The following is a 23,206-nucleotide window of genomic DNA, read 5'->3' as shown; positions in this document are numbered from 1 at the left end:
ATTTCAAAGGTGTTTATCAGTCTGTTAAATTATAACTTGCTAATAAATATGATGAATGCGACATAGTGTCGCACCTTGATAAATACCTGTCTGTGGTGATAAATGAATCATGGAGATATCAATGACACTGCATCAGTTTCTGACATGTGGATTGATTACTTTTGTATGAAATGATTATTTTAGTGCTTGTTATTTAGCAACAAGCTTGCTTATACTGCGTGACATCTTGTCGGAGTGCCATTATGGCTGAGACCGTTTATTCGGGATCCGTTGAACCTGATCAGGCTAGAACCTGCGAAGGAAACAAGCGTAATAATCATGATTATTGGGAAGATAAATAACGTATTAACACGATTGTAATTGGACGTTTACCTCCGAGTTTTTTATCGGTTTATATTCCAGTTACGTTATTACATTAGTATGTTCTATGTGATTATTGACGTAGGCAATAGCATTTTTTATTGTTTACTGCTGCTATCAACACCTCTCCAGACAAGCAACTCTACTCTTAATATTGAGGTTGCTAATGTCAAATCAAAACCGTCGTCAAACTCGAGCTAACGCTCAACAATTTATTGATACCCTTAAACCGTTACAACATCCTAACTCGGAAAAAGTCTATTTAACGGGTAGTCGTGCTGATATCAACGTCGCTATGCGTCAAGTTAATCAAACTGACACCGTTATTGGTGGTACCGACGCTGAACCCATTAAACAAGCCAATCCGCCTATTATGGTCTACGACTGTGCGGGTGCTTATTCTGATCCTCTTGCTGATATCAACGTGCGTGAAGGCTTACCTAAAATCCGTCAAGCATGGATTGATGAGCGACAAGATACTGAGCAATTAACGGGTGCAAGTTCGGGTTTTACTCAACAACGGCTGGCCGACGATGGACTCGATCATTTACGCTTTGACGCCCTTGTCGCGCCTAAACGTGCCAAGAAGGGCAAATGCGTGACCCAAATGTATTATGCTCGCCAAGGTATTATTACCCCTGAAATGGAATACATTGCCATTCGTGAAAACATGGCTCGCGCTGAAGTAACCGATAGCGTGTTGACGCAAAAAGCCCCAGGTGAGGATTTTGGTGCGCATATTGGGCAACTTATCACTCCTAAGTTTGTTCGCGATGAAGTCGCCCGAGGTCGAGCGATTATTCCGCTGAATATTAACCATCCTGAAACTGAACCTATGATTATTGGGCGTAATTTTTTAGTGAAGGTGAATGCCAATATTGGTAATTCTGCGGTGACATCTTCGATTGAAGAAGAAGTTGAAAAACTCGTATGGTCAACCCGTTGGGGCGCCGATACGGTCATGGATTTGTCGACTGGACGTTATATTCATGAAACGCGTGAGTGGCTTATCCGTAATTCGCCTGTGCCGATTGGTACCGTGCCGATTTATCAAGCATTAGAAAAGGTTAATGGCGTTGCCGAAGACCTCAGTTGGGCGGTATTTAGAGATACATTGATTGAACAAGCCGAGCAGGGCGTAGACTATTTTACGATTCATGCAGGGGTGTTATTGCGTTATGTACCCATGACCGCCAAACGCCTTACCGGTATTGTGTCGCGTGGCGGTTCAATTATGGCTAAGTGGTGTTTAAGTCACCATCAAGAAAGTTTCTTATATGAACACTTTCGCGATATTTGCCAAATTTGCGCCCAATACGATGTGTCGTTGTCGTTAGGGGATGGTATGCGCCCAGGTTCAATCGCCGATGCCAATGATGAAGCGCAATTTGCGGAATTAGAAACCTTAGGCGAATTGGTCAAAATTGCATGGGAATACGATGTGCAGACCATCATCGAAGGCCCTGGCCATGTGCCAATGCAATTGATTAAAGTCAATATGGAAAAGCAATTGGCCCTTTGTGATGAAGCGCCATTTTATACCTTAGGCCCACAAACAACCGATATTGCGCCTGGCTATGATCACTTCACTTCAGGTATCGGTGCAGCCATGATGGCTTGGTACGGCGTGGCGATGTTGTGTTACGTCACCCCTAAAGAACACTTAGGTTTGCCTAACAAAGAAGATGTAAAACAAGGTTTAATTGCCTACAAGATTGCAGCTCATGCTGCTGATGTCGCTAAAGGTCATCCAGGTGCACAAGTACGTGATAATGCATTATCAAAAGCCCGCTTTGAATTCCGTTGGGAAGATCAATATAACCTAGGTCTTGATCCAGATACCGCTCGTGCTTACCACGACGAATCGTTACCACAAGAATCAGCCAAAGTGGCTCATTTTTGTTCAATGTGTGGGCCTAAATTCTGTTCAATGAAAATAACCCACGAAGTGCGTGAATATGCCGCGAATCTTGAACAAGCTGAAGCACTTAAGATTGAAGTCTCTTCGGCTAATGCTTATCAAGCTCTACATACGACTCAAGCCATAAATCCGTCCGAAGCGATGGCGCAAAAGTCGGCAGAGTTCAAAGCGTCGGGCTCGGCGCTTTATCATGACGTCAAACCAGCAGCACAAGTTGATACCGACTTAGCGGTTGAGGTTGAATAATCGCCATGAATTCATCGACATTTGTCAGTGAATCAATAACGCAAACCCCACCCATTGTCTGGACCATAGCTGGTTCTGACAGTGGTGGTGGTGCGGGGATTCAAGCTGATTTACTCACCATACAAGACTTGTCGTGTCACGGGTGTAGCGTGATAACCACATTAACCGCACAAAACTCAGTCAGTGTGAGCCTTGTTGAAACCGTTTCTGAATCCATGCTGTTGGCTCAGTTCAGTAGTTTACTCGTGGATTTGCCGCCAGTGGCGATTAAAATTGGCCTGCTTGCATCCCAAGCACAGGTCGACATATTGGCTGACTGTTTGGCTCAGATGCGTGCCACTCAGAAGATGGTACCTTTTGTGGTACTTGACCCCGTCATGGTTGCCAGTAGTGGTGCGAACTTTAATTCTATCGATCTCGATTTTAGCCCTCTCATTGGTTTAATTGATTTACTAACGCCTAATCAGCACGAATTGAAGCGTTTATGTTCTCAGTATGCGTTAGCACAAGATTGTGCTGATGTCGGCAGCAATGGTTTTCAGCAACAGCAAATGATCCGCGATGCCAAATTGTTATCCGATAAATTTAAATGCCATGTGCTCGCTAAAGGCGGTGATGCTCAGTGGCAGCAACAGCAGGCGATAGATGTATATGTGAGTAAAAGCGTTAAAGGCGCCAGCCTTGCACACAGTCATGCGATGTTTATGCTAAGTAGCCAGCGGATAGCAACGACAAATAATCATGGCAGTGGTTGCACATTATCATCTGCAATTGCGTGTTTTATTGCCCATGACTTCATTATTCATGATGCCATTGTGCTGGCAAAAGCCTATGTCAATAAGGGACTCGCTTTAGGTGTAAGCCTCGGCCAAGGACCTGGTGTCTTAGCCCGTACTGGTTGGCCTGCTGATTTAGGAATGATGCCATCAATCAAGTTAGTATCTTCTGAGCATCTCGCTGATGATTCGTGCAAGCAAGCTGCACCTAATGGTTTTAAATCACTGCATCAACCCTTGGGGATTTATCCTGTTGTAGCTGATATCGATATGCTTAAAAAATTGTTAAAAGCGGGCTGTAAGACGGTTCAATATCGTGCCAAGTTAGTTATTAATATCGATACTGATGACAGCCATGTATTAGAACGATTAACACTCGAAGCGAATATCATTGAGGCCATCAAACTCGGTCGCGAATTTCATGCTCAGTTGTTTATTAATGATCATTGGCAACTGGCGATTAAACACGGTGCTTTTGGGGTTCATTTAGGCCAAGAGGATATGGCCACTGCAGATTTAACCGCGATAGCTGCTGCTGGAATGGCGTTAGGGCTATCGAGTCACAGTTATTTTGAAGCCTTGTTAGCCCACCAATGTTCGCCTTCATATATTGCTCTTGGGCATATTTTTGCTACCACGACTAAGCAAATGCCTTCCGCGCCTCAAGGGCTCAGCAAACTTAAACGTTATGCCAGTTTATTTGCGCGCCATTATCCTACTGTTGCAATTGGCGGGATCGATCTCAGTAATTTGGAGTTTATTGCGGATACCGGCGTTGGTGATGCTGCTGTTGTTAGAGCTGTAGCCACGGCTAACGATCCAGCGAAGGCGTATCGAGCCTTGCATCATAAATGGTTGCAGGTTACGCGGCCTTTGGCAAAAGCCTGTTCACCTCAGGAGGGCTTATGAATTCTCTATCTGGTCAGGATTACATTCAGTATTCACGCACCATGCTACTGAGTGATATTGGAGAAGCAGGGCAGCTTGCCATTATGAATAGCCCTGTAGTGATCATCGGTGTAGGAGGCTTAGGAAATGTAGTGGCGCATTATTTAGCTGCAGCGGGTGTTCAGCAAATAATGTTAATTGATCATGATGTGGTGGAATTATCCAACTTACCAAGGCAACTCCTGTTCAGGGCATCTGATATTGGCCAAGCAAAAGTCAATATTGCAAAAAGTGTACTGAGTGATGCTTACCCTCAAATCAATATCGACGTATTGGCACAACCCATTACATCAGCACACTTTAAGCAGCTTGTTAAACGATTTACGGTAAAACCTGTGGTGTTTGATTGCACTGATAATGTTAGTGCGAGGCAACTGATAAACCAACAGTGTGTACAGCATCAGTTAACCTTGGTTAGTGGCGCCATCAGTGCATATCAGGGGCAATTATTTTGTATTGATTTTTCAAGCCCACATTCACACAGCGGTTGCTATTGTTGTTTATATCCACTTGATACACCCATTATGCAAAATTGTACTCAAACTGGCGTGTTTGGGCCCGCCGTGGGCATTATCGCCAGTATGCAAGCGCTGGTGGGCCTGCAGCACATCTGCAATACCTTTACGCAATACGGTGTTTTACATCGATTTAATGCTCAGGATTTACGCTGGCAGTATGCAAACATGAGTCAAGACCCACAGTGTGAAGTGTGTCATCAATATCCATTAACAGATCATCAGGAGCGGTCTAATGATACAAACTGATCCCCATGGGGTAATAACCCTGCACCTCAATGGTGTCGAGCAACAAGTTCGGGCTAATTTAAACTTGGTTGAACTACTGATACTCAGTGATTTACCCACTCAAGGAGTGGCCGTTGTGGTCAACGATACTGTTATGCCTCGAAGTCGTTGGATGCATGTATTGTGTCAAGCCGATGACAATATCACCGTTTTTTATGCCGTTGCTGGAGGTTAATAATGTTAACGATAGCCGATCATCAATTTTCGTCTCGGTTACTCACTGGAACGGGAAAATTTTCAGATCACAATACAATGTTACAAGCGATAGCAAGTTCTGGGTCGCAGTTAGTTACTTTAGCGATGAAGCGGATTGATTTAACCCGCGGTCATGACAACTTACTCGGTCCTTTGCAAAGTCTGGGGGTTAAATTATTACCCAATACCGCCGGTGCGCGTAATGCTAAAGAAGCTATTTTTGCTGCTGAACTAGCTTATGAAATTCTGGGTACTAAATGGATTAAACTTGAAATTCATCCCGATCCTAAATACCTCATGCCCGATCCTATTGAAACATTAATAGCGGCTCAACACTTATGCGAAAAAGGCTATATTGTCATGCCTTATGTGCATGCTGATCCAGTATTGTGTCGTCGCTTAGAAGAAGTCGGTTGCGCTGCGGTGATGCCACTCGGCAGTCCAATAGGCAGTAATCAAGGCTTAGCGACGGAAACATTCTTAAGCATTATTATTGAACAGGCCAATATTCCGGTAATAGTAGATGCCGGCATTGGCGCACCTTCACAAGCTTGTAGAGCTATGGAAATGGGCGCAGCAGCAGTATTGGTAAATACCGCGATTGCAAGTAGTGCCAATCCTCAGCAAATGGCTACATGTTTTGCCGATGCGGTTGCCACAGGAAGACAAGCATATCTTGCTGGATTAGGGGCAGTGAACACCCATGCGAATGCCACCAGTCCTTTGACTGGATTCTTGTTAGAACCATCAATCAATTATCTTGCAAAGTCAGTGAATAGTAAGGGGGGCTAGCATGACGTATTCAAGCTTATTTACGCAATTAGCCCCCGATGCATTATCGATGAAGCTGTATTCGACTACCGCCAAAGAGGTTGAGCGGGCTCTACAAAATCCAAGCGGTAATCTTGATAGCTTGTTGGCTTTATTATCTCCTGCCGCAATGGCATATATTGAACTAATGGCGCAACAAGCCGTTCAGCTGACTCGGCAGCGATTTGGTGCCAATATCGGCCTTTTCTTACCCTTATATTTATCAAACTTGTGCGCCAATGAGTGCGATTATTGTGGATTTAGTATGAGCAATAAGGTCAAGCGCAAAACACTTACTCGTGATGAACTAGCAGCGGAAATGGCTATCATTAAACAACGTGGTTTTGATTCGATATTATTGGTGTCTGGCGAACACGAAACTAAAGTTGGAATGGAGTATTTTGAGTCGGTGTTACCGTTAGTTAGTAAGGCTTTTAATTACGTGGCAATGGAAGTTCAACCATTGGAGACTAAGCAGTATCAGCGTCTTGGCAAATTAGGCGTTGATGCGGTTATGGTATACCAAGAAACCTATCGTGCTCATACTTATGCTCAGCATCATACTCGCGGTAAAAAACAAGATTTTATCTATCGTTTAGATACCCCTGACCGAGTGGCAAAAGCGGGTATCGATAAAATTGGCCTTGGGGTATTACTTGGATTAGATGATTGGCGCTTAGATGCATTACTTATGGGCTTTCATCTAGATTACTTGGAAAATACCTACTGGCGCAGTCGCTACAGTATTTCACTACCTCGTTTACGTCCATGTACTGGCGGCATTACACCGAAAGTTGAATTAACCGATGCAGGATTAGTACAAATGATCTGTGCATTTAGGTTGTTTAATCCTCAACTTGAAATTAGTTTATCAACTCGTGAGCTGCCGTCGTTGAGGGATAATTTACTCCCTTTAGGCATTACTCATATGAGTGCTGGAAGCTCTACTCAACCAGGTGGTTATATGGCGCCAGACAGCCAACTTGATCAATTTGAAATCAGTGATAACCGTCCAGTAGAGCAAGTTGTTGAACAAATGAAGCGACGAGGAATTAATCCAGTATGGAAAGATTGGGAGATGGGTTGGGTTAACAGCTAACTTTTGTTTGAAAACTGTACATATTAGTTGATTTAGGCCATAATAAATCGACTTTTTTAAAATCAGGAGCAGTATTATGCAAGTTCAATCAGCCTATGCGTCAGGTATGCAGGGATTGCAGAGTGCTCAACAAGGTTTAGCGCAAGCAACAACATCAGTTGCCACTCCAGAGCAACAAAAACCTGCGGTGCCAAATGCCTCGGTACAAGATACTGTAACCTTAAGTTCTCGTGCCGTTGGGCAAACTGACACCACATCTGCTTTAGTGTCCGCGACTGAATCATCCAACCAAGCTCAAGCATCTGCTAAAGTGATTGAAGTAGCATCTGAGACTGTTGGTAGTTTGATTGATATTGAAGTGTAATCATGAGTGCGGCAATGGTTTCTTCCAATACAGGGTTAGTTAACAGTGCTGCCCAAATAAACCACCGCAATTCATTATCAGCACCACAAGCTCAACCTCATACACAAGCAAAAAATAGTGCTCAAACAACAAATAGTACTCAAGCAAGTAAACCCCAATCTGCTCCGATTATTGCTGTAGACATTCAATCTAATGCAGTTGAAATCAGTTCGCTTAAATCCAGTACAACTCAAACATCGGCCTTCAAAACGCCGATAGATCTAAGCCATGGTTTATCCAGCACTGATTCTCATCACGGATTGCAAACGAATTCGGCATCTACAAATGACATCAAGCCACAACACATTGTTGATTCTAGTTCGGTTAATAGCTACGGCCTAAAAAGTGGTCCACTCAATCTCTCTGGTGTATTGAACCGTACACCTATTCAATTACAGACAACTAACACACCGACTGAAGCGTCAGCCAGTACAGATATAGTAATCAGCTCGGCAATCAGTGATGTTGAAAATACTCAACCGCCAATAGTTAATCAGCCAACCAGCCCTGTAGTAGAAACAAAGACGTCAGCGCAAAACTCATCAGTGGACGATTCAACAGTAACTGCAGACGCTGAAGTTTCAAATCGTCAGGATGACACTGCAGAACAGCAAGTAGAGCAACAAGTAAAAGACAAACAACAGCAAATAATACAAGCTGAAAAAAAGCAGATTGATCAACTAGCACAACGAGATACCGAGGTCAAAACACACGAACAAGCACATGCTGCCGTAGGTGGAAGTTTAGCGCAAAGTCCAAGTTATCAATATGAAAAAGGGCCCGATGGACGTCGTTATGCAGTGGATGGAGAGGTTAATATTGATGTGTCTACTGTTGATGGTGACGCCCAAGCAACATTAAGTAAAATGCAGAAAGTGTATGCAGCAGCCATGGCTCCTATACAACCGTCAATGGCCGATATTCGTGTGGCGGCGCAAGCATTACAGAACATGAATGAAGCAAAGAAAGAGTTAACGACAAATAATTCAGATTCTTTGTCGTCTACAACAACGAACAATGCCATTTCTCCAAATAGCCAGGTATTAACTAATGACGTACTTCATGCTGATGATGTAAACCAGAATGAAGAATTGCATTCATCTAACTATTTATTATCGGAACACCAAAGTAGTGAAAAAAATGTCAACGACATTACAGCGGCACAATCAAATCAACAGCATCAATCTTTGGAAATATACGTATAATATCGACTATAAAATGCTATTAAGACAAATTCATATCTAGGATATAAGATTGTTCTGCAATACCTATCAATACCCGTGATTATTTCTTTACAAATCAAACTGTATATTCCAAATTTACGATAATCATTGCTGAATTAAATTAACTATTAGTTTAATAACAGTAATGAAGCTTAGGATTATCAATTAGTACTAATCAGCGTCATACCGACAAAGCCAACAGCGAATGTGAGCTAAACGTTAAGCGTCACATTATGTCGCGCTAAAATTAAGTTTTCGAGTAACTTACACGCAGGTCCTTGTTGATTACGATTGGGTACCACTAAATTAAGCATTATTTTACGCTGATAGCTGCCCCGTAAATGTATACGAATAAGCTGTTTATTGGCAATTTCTTGTTCGACTAGAAAACTTGGAATCCAGCAAAAACCAATATTGCGCGATAAAATTATTTTAGCCTCGTGAAAGTTTGACACTGTCCAGCGTTGTTCCGCTTTTAACCAACCAATATCATTACTGGCATTTACCCCTGTATCTTTAATCACTATTTGCAGATATTGTGCTAATTGTTTGTCATCTTCAATCAATTCAAGTTGAGCTAATGGGTGTTCAGGATGGCAGACAAGTTCAAAACTCGATTCACATAATGTTTCTGAAATATGGCCTTTAGGTGGTGTTGCACAAATGGCGATATCGACAAGGTTATTTCTAATAAGATCGTGAGTACCTGATATCACTGAATCTATTATGGTTACTCTGGTTCCACGACTTTCGGGTAAAAAGGCCGTTAGCGCTTCAACAAGTTTATCCATCGGATATACTATTTCTCTAGCAATTGTCAGGTTTGGTTCCCAACCTTGGCCTAAATTACTGGCTAATTGTTCGAGCTCTTCAACCGATTGAGTTAGATGGCGGGAGCGACGCAGTAACACTTCACCTTGTTCAGTTAAATAAGCTTTTCGACCTTTTACTTCGAGTAGATTGATACCAAGCTGTTGTTGTAACTTAGATACAGCATGATTGAGTGACGACTGACTTCTATTGAGTTTTTCTGCAGCCTGCGCATAACCTCCAAAATCGACTACAGCTTGGACAATTCGCCATTGTTCTAGAGTTGATTTAGCTCGGCTCATTAAGTGCTCTCTTTATGCGTGACAGACGTTGAGGAAACAAACCTATCTTGAAACAAAAAAGGCAAATGCAGTGCATTTGCCTCAGTTTGTACATCTTTATATTTTAGTGCAATTTTACATTACTCATAGAAGTCTTAGGGTTAACTGATTTAGGTAAATTTCTTTTAGTTGACGCTATATCATTTAAATATGGGCCTTTATGTAATGTTTCTGGCCAATCTAATAACATCATCGCTAAGACGTTTCTGTGCTCACCGCTAGATAACTCTGCTTTACCATGAGGCGATGGGATCATCATAGTGTTGGGATCGTAAGCCGCAATCACGTATTTCTTCACTTTATCAACGACAGGATTATCACCATTACCCGTGATCAAGAAACTAATGCCGACTTCAGTAATAATATCTTCAGTAGTATCAGTTAAAATGCGATCAATGTTTTTTTCAAAATAATCTAGAATCCATTGGTATTCTTTTGGGTCCACTGGGTGTTGATAATACTCACTGGCTGAAAAAATAAAGTGAGTCATGCCATAAATTTTATTTTTATATTGACCTTTTTTGAGCTTATCATCCTTGCTATTAGGGTAGGTTTTAATAAAGGCTTTTTTATAAGCTTCATAATAGTCCCCAACACCAATTTGTTTAGCCCAGTAAACATAGTTAATTAACTGTGCAGCCCAAGCTTTGATCATTTTTTTATCGGTTAAAGCAGGTTCTAGATTGGCATTTTTTAAGGTTTTTATCATTAAATCATGACAAGGTCCTGTAAAGCCAAATTCATCGACACGACTGGAATAACGTAATAAAACATCAGTGTACAGCATAAAATTAGGGTAGGGTGCGATGGCTATTTTACGAGCTTTACCACGAGGACCATTCCCTATCTTATCAGCTTCAATTTTTGATTCACTTTTAATAAAACCAGGCTTGTCCAGATTACAGGAATAATAAAGTTGACGTTCCGCAATGGTAATGAGATCGATTAATGAACCGTTAGCATATTTGTTTTCACCTGTCATACGGAACTGGCGAATAGCATAATGTGCTTGTACACGTGGTGGTAATGAATAAAGGTTGGTTTCTAAATTAGTTTTAATACCTTGATAAACTTGTTCTGCTGTTAAGTTATGAGGTACTTTTTCGACGGTCTCTTTTGCGAAAGCCACACTACTAAACAACGTAGCTGACAATAGTAAGTACGAGAGTGTTTTACTCTTGCGTAGTTCCAGCATGTTTAAATCTCCTGATGAGTGAATGTGTGTCAATCGGTGGGCCAATAAGCCGTTCAAGTCGATCGTTTAAGGGTAAATATGTTTCGTTTATAACCAGTAAATCAAATATGTCTCTCGGTGATATTTTGGCTGGTACCTCAGCTATGATTAATTGTGTCAATGCTGTTTGCCATAAAGGAAGATAATGATTAATGCCTTCATTAGCAATAGCTTGATAACTATAAATTGCATCTGTAGCGTTTGGCCATTGTTGGCCAAAGCTCTGTTCAAATGCGGCTGACAATGGTTGATTGTTATTTAGCCAATCATCTTTATCAGTACCTTTAAAGTTACCTTTATATTGATAAAACGTCAGTGCAACTTTTGCTCTGAATACCCATAATTGTTGCTGATATTGTGCAACTAATTGATGGCGTGCAGACAACAAAGGCAAGTCAAGTTGTTGGTTAATGTAGTGCACTAACCACTTCGTTGATATCGCATGGGTATCTAGGTTTTGTACTCTATTGCTGAGAAAATAAAACTGGCCGCTTTGCGCTAAGGATACTATTGCTTGGCTCAAAGCGTAAATTAATTTTTGTTGTTGTTGCAGCCGGGTTAATTGTCGAGGAAAACTTAGCGCATATTGTCCAAATTGATGACCAATGACAGCTTGTTTTATGAGTTGACCATCTACATTTAATCTTGATTTTAGCTTATCTTGTGGATAGGTAAAAATGTCACCAAGTAATCGTTGCTGATGCCACACGCGAATAGCTTGCATGTCAGTTAATGGATTATGTTGTTCAGCATCGGACGATGATTGTTTGTTTGTAGTCGAACTTGCCAGTGTAATTAATTCAAACTTGAGTCCTAATGGCTTAAGACTTGCGAATATTTGCTGTAAAAATTCGTTCGAAGTAATCATTTTCATCTTCGATGATTTACTTATACCACTTAATACATGGGCAATATTCCATGGCGCAATATCTAAATTAGTTGTTTGGTTGGTTAAAAATTGTTGTAATAATTGGGGATTTAATCTATAACGAGACAACTCCGATTGTGCAGTATTGTCGTATGCTTGCTGTGTTGCATATTGTTGATGTAATTGATGAACCAACTCAAGAGCGGGTGCCTGTTGGTCTCTTGAGCGAGTTTGATAAGCAAGCCACGCTTGTTTTCTGCAGTGTTCATTGGGTTGTTTAATTAAATATTTGGCAATGCTTATATCAATATTTGCATTGTTGTTAATGTCGTTATCATTTGTTTTAGATTCGCTTTTTGGGCCATTATTGAGCACACAATCCTGCTGATTAAATTGCATTGTGAAATCTTGTTGCGACAATGCTAAATGAATACTTGCTTGAGCACTGTGAAGTTTTGTTTTTTCGATTAACGACCATTGCATCTGTTTTATCGATGCCAAATGCTCCCCTAACTGGTTATAAGGAAGGGCGGCATGTTGTAATTTATTGATAAGGGATTGAGTGGATGGTGCTGCAGTTAATGCATACAGTTCATCAGCAAGATGAAGTTGGCACCACAATAAACCTTGTTTACTTTGGTTGTCGATGACGAAAGGACGATAATATTGAATTCTGTCGTTAAGATTATTTAACGCAAGTGTTTGCTTTTCAAATTCAACAGCTTGCTGTTCAACTGACTGAAAAGTAACAAGGTCATCTTGCACTAGGTTTGGTTGATATTGTAAGCACTGTTCGATGAACAGTGCTAAAGGATTTGCCACAGCATTTGCTGTGACAACAAGATTAAAAAATAGGGTTGCTACAAAAATGCTTTTTAGCATAAGCCACGCGTTCCTCAACTGACATTGCTGAGCTTTTCATCGCTTCAACATGCTTAAGTCGAGGTAGAAGCCCTCTACCATTCGCAATTTGAATTGTTAAGCCTGGACGGGCATTCAATTCTAGCAACAATGGACCTTTATTTTTATCTAACACCATATCGGTACCTAAATACCCTAATTCACACATTTCATAAGCACTAGATGCTGTGTGAAGTAATGTCTCCCAATGAGGCACTTTAATGTCCGATAATGGGAAGTGAGTATCTGGATGCTTATGCGAGGGTAAGTCAAATTGCACTGCATGCAAACTGTTTCCGGTCGCGATATCTAAACCAACACCGACAGCGCCTTGGTGCAAGTTAGCTTTACCGTCAGATGCCGCCGTCGATAAACGTAACATACCCATTACAGGGAAGCCTTTAAACACGATTAAGCGGATATCAGGGACGCCTTCATAACTTAAGCCTTCAAAGACAGGATCAAATTCAATTAATCCTTCAACGATTGCGACATCTGGCTTACCACCTAGAGAAAATAAACCACTTAAAATATTGGATACATGGCGATAAATTTCATTATGAGACACTTCATGACCATTGGCTTTGTAATAACAACCATTGCTCACTTTGGTGATCACCATAATCCCTTTACCACCAGAACCCTTTGCTGGTTTAATCACAAAACCACTACGGTCCAAGACCATTGCTGGAATGTCTTGGATTTTATGTTGTTCATGAACAACACCAATTAAATCGGGAACCGCAATGCCATTAGCAAGCGCAAGTTGCTTAGTGATTAGCTTGTCATCAACGCGTTTATAAAATTTACGCTGATTATAACGACCAATATAGCTAATATTGCGCCTATTCATGTTGAGTACACCACTACGGCTCAATTCCCAGGGCCAGGCGTACTTCATTATTGTTCTCCAACTAATGGTTTGAAGCGTTTTAGTTCGGTTAAACGGTAACCGGTATATTGTCCCATTACTAATACCAAAGCTAAAATCACTAAATGGATACCTAAAAAGTTGAATACCCAATATTGAACCAATTCATTGTCCATTGCTAAATACGCTAATGTTGCGACAAATAAACTACCACCACCGGATACAAATACTTTTTTAGGGCCTTCTTCTTCCCATAAAATTGACATACGTTCAATAGTCCACGCCAAGATGATCATTGGGAAGAACGTAATAGTCAGGCCTTCGCTTAAGCCTAATTTGAATGAAATTAAGGTAAATAAACCAATAATGAAGATCACCACTATTATCACCGCCGATATTCGGGATATTAAGAGTAAGTTGAGTGTCGACAGATATGAGCGGATCATTAATCCAAAAGCAACGATTAACAAGAAGCCGATTAAGCCAGTCAATAGCGTGGTTTGAATGAAGGCGAGGGCAATCAATACAGGCATAAAAGTACCCGATGTTTTGATCCCGACGATGACACGTAAAAACACGACAACCAATACTCCGATAGGAATTAACAGAATACCTTTAAATGTGCTTTGTTCTTCAAGCGGTAATTGATACAAGGAAAAATCGAACGCATCATCATTCATCATCATATCAATAGATGTTGCCAATGCAGAGCGAGTGTCTTGTAACATAGAGAAATTAACTAATGAATTAGTTCCCCCCATCACATCAAGTACAGAGTGACCAGAATATTCCCATAACACTAAGGTGTTATCACGGCCTTGTTTATTGTTAGCAACATCGAAAAGTACCCATTCGCCATCGTTATAAACTTGAACGTAGGTTGTGAGTTGTTGGCGACGACGTTGATCTTCAAGTTGTAAGCCATTAACCACACGTGCAGGTACACCTTTTGAATGCAGCATATGCAAAAAAAGATTGGTTGAGGTATTGGCCGATAACAACAATGCCATGTTTTGACTTTGATTATTATCATTAATCAAATTCATTAGTTGTTGAGCAAAGGATAAGTTAGTTGCACTGCGAGTCCATACTTCTTCAATAACTTGCTCCGCAGCTGATTTTTCTGTCGCGGGCCATAAATAAGGTTCTGGTGTAACGGGTTCTATATCCGTTTCAATATTGAGTTTGCCTGTCGGCACCAATGTGACTCGATAATATAATGCTTGAGGGCCTGAAGCGTCACGAATTGACCAAACTGCACGACGATCCTTAGCATCAGCCGATATACTTAAGCCATAACCTGGAGAGGATGCATTTTCGACGAGTATGTCAAATGCAGGGTCGCTAGGTAATGAAAAATTGACCTCAGCAGGTTGGTTTGTGCCAGTAAAACTGACTTTGGCATCGATTGCCCAACTTTGTACCTGTTCACCGGGTAAAAAAGGCACATTGTGGACTAATCCACGATAGATACTGGTACTGATCCCAACTATAAATAGCAGTGCAACGAATATATAAAACGGTTTACGAGAATGCATTACGGATCCTACTTAACTAAAGTGGTAATTTGGTTTTTGGCTTTACCATAAATGTAGCTTTGGCCTACATCAACAATGGCAATATCTTTCATAAACTTGCGACCTAGTAATAAAGGATACTCTAGGTGACTTCGATCCGTTAAGTTTAAATCGGTTTCGGCGGCATATTTACCTATTTTTAAATGGGCATGAATGACTGGACGACGGTCATCTCCCGTATCTGCATCCTGTTTAATACGTACAAAACGTTCAACTTTAGATTCAAAGGTATTGCCTGGTTGATCAATACCATTAGTCATTACGTCAAAGCGAACCCATTGTATGCCTTCTCGTTCAAATAATACGATATTACGAGCATCCAAAGAGGATGATTCAGCACCGGTATCGATACGTGTTGCAAACTTGGCTTTTACTTCATCAATATAGACACTTTCGACTTCACCTAGGAGAAATTTTTCTCCAATAATGGCTTCAGCACACTGTTCCGGAACCGCAATAGTTTTAGGCATAGGTGGTTGAACAATAAATGTTTTAGGTTTCTCATTAATTGCTGCGCTGACTTGTGTTTTCAGTTTGCGGATTTCATCAGAAAGAGCACCAATATCACTTAGTTGTTGAGCGTTTTGTGAACTCATAGCGTCAATGATCACCGTTTGCGACATTTGCAAACCGCTATTCAGATCAGCATTAGTTAGCGGAGGTGTTGTGGGTTTTTGAGTTGTTGTACAACCCGAAATAAGGGCTGCTACAATGGATAGAGCAATTACCTGCTTTAACATATCAATTCCTGTTGAATAGTATTATTTACACTAAGTCGTGATTCGGTTGGTTCTTGGTTGCAATGATAATGGCTCTTTTGGGTGCAGGATAACCTTCAATGGTTAAACTTACATCATTTGGGTCGAGGTAATCGACTAGAGATTCATTTTTCATCCAAGCAGTGCTGCGTTGTTCTGCTAACGAGGTGATATCGATGTCAACGCAACGAACATTAATAAACTCACATTTCTTTAACCATAACATTAAGGCTGCTACAGAGGGTATAAACCAAACGTTGTTCATTTTGCCATATCTATCTTGTGGCACAAGTACTGCATTCTCATCGCCATCAATCACCAATGTTTCTAATACCAATTCTCCACCAACGCGGAGTTGATCTCGTAATTGTAGTAAATGATCAATAGGAGACCGACGGTGGTATAGGACCCCCATTGAGAATACCGTATCAAAGGCATCTAAAGCGGGTAACTCTTCAATCCCTAGAGGCAGTAAATGTATTGGATGTTGATTTCCAGCGACTCGTTTAATGGCTTCAAACTGACATAAGAATAAAGGCGACGGATCTATTCCGACAACTCGAGTCGCTCCTGCACCCAGCATTCGCCACATATGATAGCCACTACCACAACCGACATCCAATACGGTACGATTTGTTAACGGTGTGATGTAATCTTTAACTCGATCCCATTTCCAATCACTTCGCCATTCAGTATCAATTTGAATGCCATGAACTATAAATGGTCCTTTACGCCATGGTTGGAAAACAGCAAGCAAATTAGAAAGTTTTTCTACTTGTCCAGGGCTGAGTTGTTCACCGGTTCCAATGGTGACAGTACTACTAAAATCAACTTTATCAGGTTGCGGATAATGCAATTTATTGAGGACTTTTTCCCATTTAGGTAAACTCCCGTGATTATTATCTCGTTGCCATTTCCCTAAAATCGCTGGTAGCGTTTCAAGCCAATGCTGCAGATTTGAATCGGCAATGTCTTTATAAAAAGAACTGAAATTGATCATTTAATGGCTACCATAGATGCAAAGTTAAAACATTGAAACCAAATTGAAAAGTGACTAAAGCCGCTTTCGGTTATACGCTGTTGATGAACATTCAAGCTGTCTGGACGCATAACGTTCTCTAACGCGCTGCGTTTTTGACTTATTTCGAGCTCACTATACCCATTTGCACGCTTAAAATCTAAATGCTGTTCATCTAATAACTGCTGAATTTGATTATCTTCAAAAAACAACTTTTCAGAAATGATTAAAATGCCGCCGGGTAGCATACCGTCATATACACGTTTAATCAGCGCATTTCGATCCTGGATAGGCAAAAATTGTAATGTAAAATTTAGCACAACCATCGACGCATTTTGAATTTCGACTTCTCTTATATCGGCACACAGTAAATTCACTTTGATGTCGCTGACATAAGCAGCAAGATTTTCAGTACAACGGTCAATCATTGACTGGCTATTATCAATCGCATAAATATGGCACTCTCGACCTTCAATTTGTCGACGGATACTCAAGGTGGCAGAGCCTAACGAACTGCCAAGGTCATAAATATTACTTTGAGGTGTGACAAAGCGATTAGCAAAATCACCAATGGTATTGATAATTTGTGCGTAACCAGGAACTGAGCGACGGATCATGTCATTAAATACACCAGCAACACGTTGATCAAATTGAAAATCCGTTATGTTATTGGCTACATTAGCGTATATCGTATCTTGTTGAGATTTCATCAGCTGTAATATGGAAAAATTAGGATTGTATTTTAGCTAATCAAGGTGAACCGCAGCAAGCATACTATTGCAGATTTGTGAGTTTTTTTTCAAATAGTGGCTACTGTTGTTAATAAGAGCGGTTTTGAATGAGGTTGAATACTGGTATTATCAATAAAAATTCAAAAATTACGCTGTATTTATCCACTCGACACGAAACAATATAGAAAAATGATATTATTTATTTTTGTTACTACGATGTAATGTGGATGTTGGTTAATCGATTAGTAACTAATTTGTAGTGATATCAACAGACCCTAGTGTCAACCCAATTTAATATCAACATAAGTTAATGCCAACATAAAGGTGAGGTTGCTCAACATTTTATCAATGAATTATCTGCACATTTAATATAAATCAGCTTATTTAGATGAGTAAGTATAAAAAAACAAAGTATTAGGGAAAAAACTTGAAATTTATACCTTGGATATTAGCAATTTTATTTACATGGACATCATTACCAGTACAAGCAACTGATTTTGATAAAAATGACTTAGTAGATCAACAATCTCCATTAATTATTGTAATGGGAGAAGATACTTATCCGTTTCAATATTTAGATGACAAAGGTACTCCTGCTGGTATCTTGGTTGATTTGTGGCGTGAATGGTCAGTTTTTTCAGGTACTAAAGTGCAATTTGTATCTCGACATTGGCAGCAGTCACTTGAACAACTTGAACAGAATAAAGCCGATGTTCATATTGGGATGTCGCAAAATGAGGCCCGGCTTGAAAAATTTGATTTTGCCAATTCATTTACCTCAGTAAATACCTATCTTTATGTGCATAAGTCGCTCAACAGTAAAAAACAAATAAGTGATTTAGTTCCTTATCAAATAGGTATCGTGACAGGCTCATCACATGAAGCAACATTATCTGCATTAGAACCCAAGCTTAGCTTTAAACGCTATCAAAATCGTGAACAATTATTACAAGCGGCTGTTAATGAAGATTTGTTTGTTTTTGCCAGTACAGAAGGATACCAACGCAATTTAGCACTAGAACAAGATATTGCGGCAAACTTCTACAGTTCCTCACGTATTCTCATCAAAAAAATAAATCTTTCACCGGCTGTTTCGAAAGGGAACACGGAGCTTATCAACAAAATTAACCGTGGTTTTGAATTGATACCCGCTAAAATAACCAAGCAAATCGAGCGACGTTGGTTAGGTTATCATCGACAAACCTCAGGCGTTGTTATTGCGATGCAAAATAATGTAGAACCTTATATTGATATTGGAACTGATGGTTTGCCACACGGTATGTTGGTTGACTTATGGACATTATGGTCAGAAAAAACCGGTATTAATATTGATTTTGTTGCTGGCGATATGAATAGCACTATTGAAGACGTTAAACGTGGTGTTGCTGATGTTCATATTGGTTACCCAGAAAGCCAAGAAATGCGCACAGGATTAAAGCAAACATGGCATATCATTTCTGTTAAAAGTCGTTTTTTTAGTACTAACCTTAACTTAAAAAATATTAAAAATAGTGATATGCGAATAGGTGTATTCCCTACAGCTCCTTATATTAGTGATATTAAAAAAGCGTTTCCTAAGGCACAGATTCGTTTCTATGATTCATTAGACAGTATGGTAAAAGCATCCCGTAATGACGAGATTACTGGTTTTGTGTCTTCAGCTGCAATGACATCGCATTATTTATTGGCTAATAAATTATGGGCAGAGTTTCGTCAATATGATGATATAGAATTTTCGACAGATATGTATGTGTTAACTCGGATTGATGACAATGGATTAGCGGACCGTATTCAAGCTGGTTTTAATTTGATCTCTGTTGAAGAATTGATACAAATTGAACGTAAATGGTTAATTAATCCAGATGACCGTTTTTTCGCTGGTTCAGCAAATAAAATTAAACTGACTATTCAACAAAAACAATATATTAGTAGTTTAGGCGCAATTAAAATGGGTTACCTAAAGAATTGGGCCCCTATGGAGTTTCAGGGGGAAAATGGTGAGTTTTTAGGGATTAATGCAGATATTAAAAATTTATTAGTCAAGCAACTAAATTTACCCATTATTCCTGTGGCTTATGATGATTTTGGTAATATGATGAATGATCTGATTAAAGGAGAGATTCATCTTGTCGGGAGTATGGCAAAAACGACAGAACGTGAAAATTCTATTGCGTTTTCATTAGCATATTGGCCGTCGTCTTGGGCAATAGTATCTTCTTTAACACAACCTCCAATTTTTAATATTTCACAAGTTGGCGGTAAACGATTGGCAGTGGTTGAAGGCTACCACATCATGGATCAACTCCGTCAACAATACCCGAGTTTACATTTGGTGATAGTGTCAGATACCAAAGAGGGGATGAACTCGGTAATTAATGGCAGAGCAGATATGTTTGTTGAACAAGTTGCCACATTGGCTACCACCTTAAAAGGTGGTCAATACCCGAGTTTAAAGATGTCGTTATTAGCCGAACTTACTGAACATAATAGTCATATTGGTTTATTTCCAGGGGTAAAGACCTTAGTCCCATTAATCGATCGAGTGATAGCAACCATCGATGAAACCGAACAACAAAACATGTACCAAAAATGGGTATCTTTAGATCTCAATAGTGACACCTCACAATATCAACGTTGGTTGAAATTATCGGTTATTGGTTTTTTAGTTATTTTCTTCATTTCCATTATCATTTTGATGTCAAATCGACGTTTGAATGTTGAAATTCAAAAACGTCTCATAGTAGAAGATAACCTTAGATTTATTGCCAATCATGACAATGTTACCTCACTGCCTAATCGCAGTTTACTTGATGATAGATTAGTACAAGCCACACTCATTCATCAAAGGGACGATTTAAAATTTGCGTTATTATTTATTGATTTGGATGGATTTAAAGCTGTAAATGATCAACATGGTCACCATGTAGGGGATAAATTATTGCAACATATAGCCTTGTTATTAACCCAACTAGTGAGGGAGTCTGATACTGTTTCTCGCTTTGGTGGCGATGAATTTGTGGTGTTATTAAATAATATTGAAGCCAAAGAAAGTGCCCGTCAAGTGGCTGATAATATATTAGCGACATTACAAAAACCATTACTCATTGATGATCTTAACATTACTATTTCGGCCAGTATCGGTATTGCTATTTTTCCTGATGATGCCGATAACGCGACATCGTTATTGAATATATCAGATCAATTAATGTATCAGGCAAAAAAAGTAGGTGGACATCAATATAAAATGAGCTAGTTTGGTTGCTGGTTTTTCAGTCAATCAACCGGGTTTATTCGCTATAGGTCTGGTTAATTGCTGCGATCTGACTGATACTTCAATGCATAAGTTTGAGTCACGGTATATAATGCCGTTTTTATGGTTTTCGATTTCTAAAATACCGTTTTGTGAATAAAGGATAGAGTTCAATGCGCAGTCATTATTGTGGAGACATCAATAAGTCTCATCTAGGTCAAGAAGTTACTTTAGTCGGTTGGGTTAATCGTAGTCGAGATTTAGGCGGAGTGGTTTTTTTAGACTTACGCGATAGAGAAGGGCTAGTACAAGTTGTTTATGATCCAGATCTAAAAGATGTTTTTGATATAGCATGCACATTGCGCAGTGAGTTTTGTGTTCAAGTTAAAGGCATTGTTCACGCGCGTCCAGATAGCCAAGTTAATTCACAAATGAAAACCGGCGAAATTGAAATCTTAGGTAAGCAACTGACGGTTATTAATGCTTCAGCACCTTTGCCATTAAGCATGGATAATTATCAGAATAATAGTGAAGAACAACGCTTAAAATACCGCTATTTAGATTTACGTCGTCCTGAAATGGCTGAGCGTATTATGTTTCGTGCAAAAGTGACCAGTTCAGTTCGTCGCTTTTTAGACAGCAATGGCTTTTTAGACATCGAAACACCTATTTTGACTAAAGCGACCCCAGAAGGTGCGCGTGATTATTTAGTTCCAAGCCGTACTTATAAAGGTCAGTTCTTTGCGTTGCCACAATCGCCACAGTTATTTAAGCAATTATTGATGATGTCGGGTTTTGACCGTTATTACCAAATTGTTAAGTGTTTCCGTGACGAAGACTTACGTGCTGATCGCCAACCTGAATTTACTCAAATTGATATTGAAACCTCTTTTATGTCTTCTGAACAAGTTATGGAAAAAACTGAGCAGATGATGCGCGGTTTGTTTCAAGACTTATTGAATGTTGATTTAGGTGAGTTTCCTCGCATGTCATACGCCGAAGCAATGAAGCGTTATGGTTCCGATAAACCGGACTTACGTAATCCGCTTGAATTAGTTGATATTGCCGATTTAGTTAAAGATGTTGAGTTTGCGGTATTTAATGGCCCAGCAAATGATGTCGAAGGCCGAGTCGCGGCATTACGCATTCCAACGGGTGCATCTTTGTCTCGTAAGCAAATAGATGATTACACTAAGTATGCTGGTATTTATGGCGCTAAAGGCCTAGCGTGGATGAAGATAAATGATTTAGCAGCAGGTATGGACGGTATTCAATCGCCAGTGCTTAAATTTTTAAATGAACCTATTGTTAACGATATCATCAGTCGTACTGGTGCTCAGACAGGCGATATCATTCTATTTGGTGCTGATAAGGCTAACGTTGTGGCTGAAGCCATGGGTGCATTGCGCTTAAAAGCAGGTGAAGACTTCAAACTTCTTGAAGGGCAGTGGCGTCCAATGTGGGTTGTCGACTTCCCGATGTTTGAGAAAATTAATGGTGGTTTCCACGCCGTTCATCATCCATTTACCGCGCCTCGTGGCATTAGTGCGGAACAATTAGCTGCCGATCCTGGTGTCGCGATTTCTGATGCTTACGATATGGTCTTAAACGGTTGTGAGTTAGGTGGTGGTTCAGTCCGTATCCATAACGCAGAAATGCAAAGCACAGTATTTGATATTTTAGGTATTGAAGCTGAAGAAGCGAATGAAAAATTCGGCTTCTTACTCGAAGCATTACGTTATGGCACACCACCACATGCTGGTTTAGCATTCGGTTTAGACCGTATTATTATGCTAATGACGGGTGCTAGCTCAATTCGTGACGTGATGGCTTTCCCTAAAACCACCACAGCAGCATGTCCGTTGACCAATGCGCCAGGATTTGCAAACCCAGTTCAACTTGCTGAGTTAGGCATTGCAGTGGTTGAAAAAGTTAAAACAGAAGAGTAAATCGCTAACGTTAGCCATTTGCTCGCTCTTAACAGGGCACTAGATACCGAGGCTTTTGCCTCGGTATGTTTTTACAAGTAGACCGTTTTACTTGGAATATCCTAGTGGATAATAA

18 protein-coding genes and 1 riboswitch are annotated in these 23,206 nt (G+C 40.2%); of the genes, 10 read left to right on the top strand and 8 right to left on the bottom strand.

Going from position 1 to position 23,206, the window contains the following annotated elements; all coding sequences use genetic code 11:
- Positions 1-220: 220 nt before the first annotated feature.
- A riboswitch (TPP riboswitch) is annotated at positions 221-320 on the top strand.
- A gap of 206 nt (positions 321-526) precedes the next feature.
- The 8 genes from thiC to ABIS04_RS10490 all read left to right on the top strand — a co-directional run bounded on the left by thiC (position 527) and on the right by ABIS04_RS10490 (position 8,766).
- Positions 527-2,527 (top strand): phosphomethylpyrimidine synthase ThiC, encoded by a 2,001-nt coding sequence (thiC, locus tag ABIS04_RS10525; RefSeq protein WP_350431031.1) that lies wholly within the window; start codon positions 527-529, stop codon positions 2,525-2,527.
- A gap of 5 nt (positions 2,528-2,532) precedes the next feature.
- A complete protein-coding gene (locus ABIS04_RS10520; protein WP_350431030.1) occupies positions 2,533-4,212 on the top strand; it encodes a bifunctional hydroxymethylpyrimidine kinase/phosphomethylpyrimidine kinase in 1,680 nt (559 codons plus the stop codon).
- The gene (locus ABIS04_RS10515; RefSeq protein WP_350431029.1) at positions 4,209-5,015 is read left to right on the top strand and encodes a HesA/MoeB/ThiF family protein; all 807 of its coding nucleotides are present in this window, start codon (positions 4,209-4,211) and stop codon (positions 5,013-5,015) included. Before ABIS04_RS10520 ends, ABIS04_RS10515 begins: the two co-directional genes overlap by 4 nt.
- On the top strand, positions 5,002-5,229 hold the full coding sequence (thiS, locus tag ABIS04_RS10510; protein ID WP_350431028.1) for a sulfur carrier protein ThiS: 228 nt from the start codon (positions 5,002-5,004) through the stop codon (positions 5,227-5,229). Before ABIS04_RS10515 ends, thiS begins: the two co-directional genes overlap by 14 nt.
- 2 nt (positions 5,230-5,231) lie before the next feature.
- On the top strand, positions 5,232-6,041 hold the full coding sequence (locus ABIS04_RS10505) for a thiazole synthase (RefSeq protein ID WP_350431027.1): 810 nt from the start codon (positions 5,232-5,234) through the stop codon (positions 6,039-6,041).
- 1 nt (position 6,042) lies between these two features.
- The gene (gene thiH / locus ABIS04_RS10500; RefSeq protein WP_350431026.1) at positions 6,043-7,158 is read left to right on the top strand and encodes a 2-iminoacetate synthase ThiH; all 1,116 of its coding nucleotides are present in this window, start codon (positions 6,043-6,045) and stop codon (positions 7,156-7,158) included.
- 76 nt (positions 7,159-7,234) lie between these two features.
- Positions 7,235-7,522: a chemotaxis protein gene (locus ABIS04_RS10495; RefSeq protein ID WP_140234328.1), complete on the top strand. Its 288-nt coding sequence runs from the start codon at positions 7,235-7,237 to the stop codon at positions 7,520-7,522.
- Positions 7,523-7,524: 2 nt separating this feature from the next.
- A complete protein-coding gene (locus ABIS04_RS10490; protein ID WP_140234327.1) occupies positions 7,525-8,766 on the top strand; it encodes a putative metalloprotease CJM1_0395 family protein in 1,242 nt (413 codons plus the stop codon).
- A gap of 230 nt (positions 8,767-8,996) precedes the next feature.
- Here ABIS04_RS10490 and ABIS04_RS10485 read toward each other — a convergent pair whose 3' ends face one another.
- From ABIS04_RS10485 to cmoA, 8 genes are all read right to left on the bottom strand, one after another.
- On the bottom strand, positions 8,997-9,896 hold the full coding sequence (locus tag ABIS04_RS10485; RefSeq protein ID WP_137226963.1) for a LysR family transcriptional regulator: 900 nt from the start codon (positions 9,894-9,896) through the stop codon (positions 8,997-8,999).
- 103 nt (positions 9,897-9,999) lie between these two features.
- Positions 10,000-11,130, bottom strand: coding sequence for a DUF3541 domain-containing protein (locus ABIS04_RS10480; protein ID WP_137226964.1), 1,131 nt, complete (start codon positions 11,128-11,130; stop codon positions 10,000-10,002).
- On the bottom strand, positions 11,108-12,919 hold the full coding sequence (locus ABIS04_RS10475; RefSeq protein WP_350431025.1) for a hypothetical protein: 1,812 nt from the start codon (positions 12,917-12,919) through the stop codon (positions 11,108-11,110). Before ABIS04_RS10475 ends, ABIS04_RS10480 begins: the two co-directional genes overlap by 23 nt.
- Positions 12,882-13,838 carry an alpha-L-glutamate ligase-like protein gene (locus tag ABIS04_RS10470; protein WP_137226966.1) on the bottom strand — a complete coding sequence of 319 codons (957 nt, stop codon included), beginning with the start codon at positions 13,836-13,838 and terminating at the stop codon, positions 12,882-12,884. Before ABIS04_RS10470 ends, ABIS04_RS10475 begins: the two co-directional genes overlap by 38 nt.
- A complete protein-coding gene (locus ABIS04_RS10465) occupies positions 13,838-15,346 on the bottom strand; it encodes a UUP1 family membrane protein (protein WP_137226967.1) in 1,509 nt (502 codons plus the stop codon). Before ABIS04_RS10465 ends, ABIS04_RS10470 begins: the two co-directional genes overlap by 1 nt.
- 8 nt (positions 15,347-15,354) lie before the next feature.
- Positions 15,355-16,125: an ATP-dependent zinc protease gene (locus ABIS04_RS10460; protein ID WP_350431024.1), complete on the bottom strand. Its 771-nt coding sequence runs from the start codon at positions 16,123-16,125 to the stop codon at positions 15,355-15,357.
- Positions 16,126-16,150: 25 nt separating this feature from the next.
- Positions 16,151-17,143, bottom strand: a complete 993-nt coding sequence (gene cmoB, locus ABIS04_RS10455) for a tRNA 5-methoxyuridine(34)/uridine 5-oxyacetic acid(34) synthase CmoB (protein ID WP_140234323.1) — start codon at positions 17,141-17,143, stop codon at positions 16,151-16,153.
- Positions 17,140-17,871, bottom strand: coding sequence for a carboxy-S-adenosyl-L-methionine synthase CmoA (gene cmoA, locus ABIS04_RS10450; RefSeq protein ID WP_140234322.1), 732 nt, complete (start codon positions 17,869-17,871; stop codon positions 17,140-17,142). The genes cmoB and cmoA overlap by 4 nt, the downstream gene beginning before the upstream one ends.
- 448 nt (positions 17,872-18,319) lie before the next feature.
- Between cmoA and ABIS04_RS10445 the strand changes: the two genes are divergently transcribed.
- Together ABIS04_RS10445 and aspS are read left to right on the top strand one after the other, a co-directional pair.
- Positions 18,320-21,145 (top strand): transporter substrate-binding domain-containing protein, encoded by a 2,826-nt coding sequence (locus ABIS04_RS10445; protein WP_140234321.1) that lies wholly within the window; start codon positions 18,320-18,322, stop codon positions 21,143-21,145.
- A 170-nt stretch (positions 21,146-21,315) separates the two neighbouring features.
- Complete coding sequence (aspS, locus tag ABIS04_RS10440) at positions 21,316-23,091, top strand: aspartate--tRNA ligase (protein WP_140234320.1); 1,776 nt, start codon at positions 21,316-21,318, stop codon at positions 23,089-23,091.
- Positions 23,092-23,206: the final 115 nt, after the last annotated feature.

This window comes from Shewanella sp. H8 (assembly GCF_040285065.1).
Lineage (GTDB): Bacteria > Pseudomonadota > Gammaproteobacteria > Enterobacterales > Shewanellaceae > Shewanella > Shewanella polaris.
This window is presented reverse-complemented; position numbering and strand designations above follow the sequence as displayed.